This is a genomic window from Escherichia sp. MOD1-EC6300, assembly GCF_002965045.1.
In the GTDB taxonomy this organism is placed as follows: domain Bacteria; phylum Pseudomonadota; class Gammaproteobacteria; order Enterobacterales; family Enterobacteriaceae; genus Escherichia; species Escherichia coli_F.
The window spans coordinates 1-2305 of sequence record NZ_PTRH01000041.1 but is presented as its reverse complement, the minus strand read 5'-3'; the positions used below and the strand labels follow the sequence as shown (position 1 = coordinate 2305).

Genomic DNA, 2305 nt, shown 5'->3' with positions numbered 1-2305 from the left:
TTCAAATGGCTCAGGCTCTGGCAGAACGAAGGGCGTGTTTCGCGGCGTCTTCCGGTAACGACCTCTTCTGACACTGGCGTTGAATTATTACCTGTAGAAATAACGCCGGATGAGCAGAAAGAACCTGTGGTGGCCATTGCGCCATCTTTATCCACTACCACTCAGACCAGAGTCAGTGCCAGCTCCTGCAAGGTGGAATTCCGTCACGGTAACATGACGCTGGAAAATCCATCGCCAGAGCTGCTCACGGTGTTGATCCGTGAACTGACCGGGAGGGGAAGATGATCTCACTCCCATCAGGTCCCCGTATCTGGCTCGTTGCCGGCGTTACCGATATGCGTAAATCCTTCAACGGACTGGGAGAACAGGTACAACATGTGCTGAATGATAATCCCTTCTCCGGTCACCTGTTTATCTTCCGTGGCCGACGGGGTGACACCGTTAAAATTCTTTGGGCTGATGCTGATGGTCTGTGCCTGTTCACCAAACGCCTGGAGGAAGGCCAGTTTATCTGGCCTGCGGTACGTGACGGCAAGGTATCCATTACCCGCTCGCAACTGGCAATGCTCCTCGATAAGCTGGACTGGCGTCAGCCAAAAACATCCCGCCGTAACTCACTGACAATGTTGTAAAAAACTCCTGACCGCATTATAAAAACGGTCATGAGTCAGAAATACCTCATTCGCATCGCAGAGCTGGAAAGGTTGCTCTCTGAGCAGGCTGAAGCCCTCCGTCAGAAAGACCAGCAACTGAGTCTGGTTGAAGAGACGGAAGCCTTCCTGCGCTCTGCACTGACACGTGCCGAAGAAAAGATCGAAGAAGATGAACGGGAAATAGAACATCTGCGGGCTCAGATAGAAAAACTGCGCCGGATGCTGTTCGGTACCCGTTCTGAAAAACTGCGTCGTGAAGTTGAACTGGCTGAGGCTCTGCTGAAACAACGTGAACAGGACAGCGATCGTTACAGTGGGCGGGAAGACGATCCTCAGGTTCCCCGCCAGTTGCGACAGTCGCGCCATCGTCGTCCGTTACCGGCACACCTTCCCCGTGAAATACACCGCCTGGAGCCAGAAGAAAGCTGTTGCCCGGAGTGTGGCGGTGAGCTGGATTATCTGGGGGAAGTCAGCGCTGAACAGCTGGAACTGGTGAGCAGTGCCCTGAAAGTGATCCGCACAGAACGGGTAAAAAAAGCCTGTACAAAATGTGACTGTATTGTTGAAGCACCGGCGCCGTCCCGCCCGATAGAGCGTGGTATCGCGGGCCCCGGATTACTTGCCCGCGTGTTAACGGGAAAATACTGCGAACATCTGCCACTGTATCGTCAGAGTGAAATCTTTGCCCGCCAGGGTGTCGAACTGAGCCGGGCCTTACTCTCCAACTGGGTTGACGCGTGCTGCCAGTTAATGACACCGGTGAATGATGCCCTGTACCGTTATGTAATGAACACCCGCAAGGTTCACACTGATGACACACCGGTAAAGGTACTGGCACCGGGTCAGAAAAAGGCGAAAACAGGGCGTATCTGGACGTATGTCCGGGATGATCGCAATGTGGGTTCGTCATCTCCTCCAGCGGTCTGGTTCGCGTACTCGCCGAACCGGCAGGGGAAACACCCGGAGCAACACCTCCGCCCCTTCCGGGGTATCCTGCAGGCGGATGCGTTCACAGGTTACGACAGGTTGTTCAGTGCAGAACGTGAAGGTGGTGCACTGACAGAAGTTGCGTGCTGGGCCCATGCCCGGCGAAAAATCCACGATGTATACATCAGCAGCAAAAGTGCGACGGCAGAAGAAGCCCTGAAGCGAATCAGTGAACTGTACGCCATCGAGGATGAAATACGGGGATTACCGGAGTCAGAGCGTCTTGCCGTCAGGCAGCAGCGAAGCAAAGTGTTACTGACGTCGCTGCATGAATGGATGGTGGAGAAGAATGGTACGCTGTCGAAAAAATCCAGACTGGGCGAAGCGTTCAGCTATGTACTGAATCAGTGGGATGCCCTCTGTTATTACAGTGATGACGGTCTGGCGGAGGCGGATAATAATGCTGCGGAAGAGCGCTTCGTGCAGTCTGTCTCGGAAAGAAAAACTTTATGTTCTTTGGCAGCGATCACGGCGGCGAGCGTGGAGCACTGTTGTACGGGCTGATCGGCACCTGCCGTTTGAACGGTATCGATCCGGAAGCGTATCTGGGCCATATCCTGAGCGTACTGCCGGAATGGCCTTCCAACCGAGTTGATGAACTCCTGCCATGGAACGTAGTACTCACCAATAAATAAGCGTCAATACGGTGCTCCGTTGACGCTTAC

1 protein-coding gene and 2 pseudogenes are annotated in these 2305 nt (G+C 54.0%); all 3 read left to right on the top strand.

Features of this window, described 5'->3' with window-relative positions; translation table 11 throughout:
- Positions 1-285: pseudogene (locus BGE37_RS24645) on the top strand (IS66-like element accessory protein TnpA); the annotation flags it as partial.
- The gene (gene tnpB, locus BGE37_RS24640; protein ID WP_000624655.1) at positions 282-632 is read left to right on the top strand and encodes an IS66 family insertion sequence element accessory protein TnpB; all 351 of its coding nucleotides are present in this window, start codon (positions 282-284) and stop codon (positions 630-632) included. The pseudogene BGE37_RS24645 and the gene tnpB, both read left to right, overlap by 4 nt.
- 30 nt (positions 633-662) lie before the next feature.
- Positions 663-2275 (top strand): annotated as a pseudogene (locus BGE37_RS24635) (IS66-like element ISEc23 family transposase).
- The last annotated feature ends 30 nt before the right edge of the window (positions 2276-2305 follow it).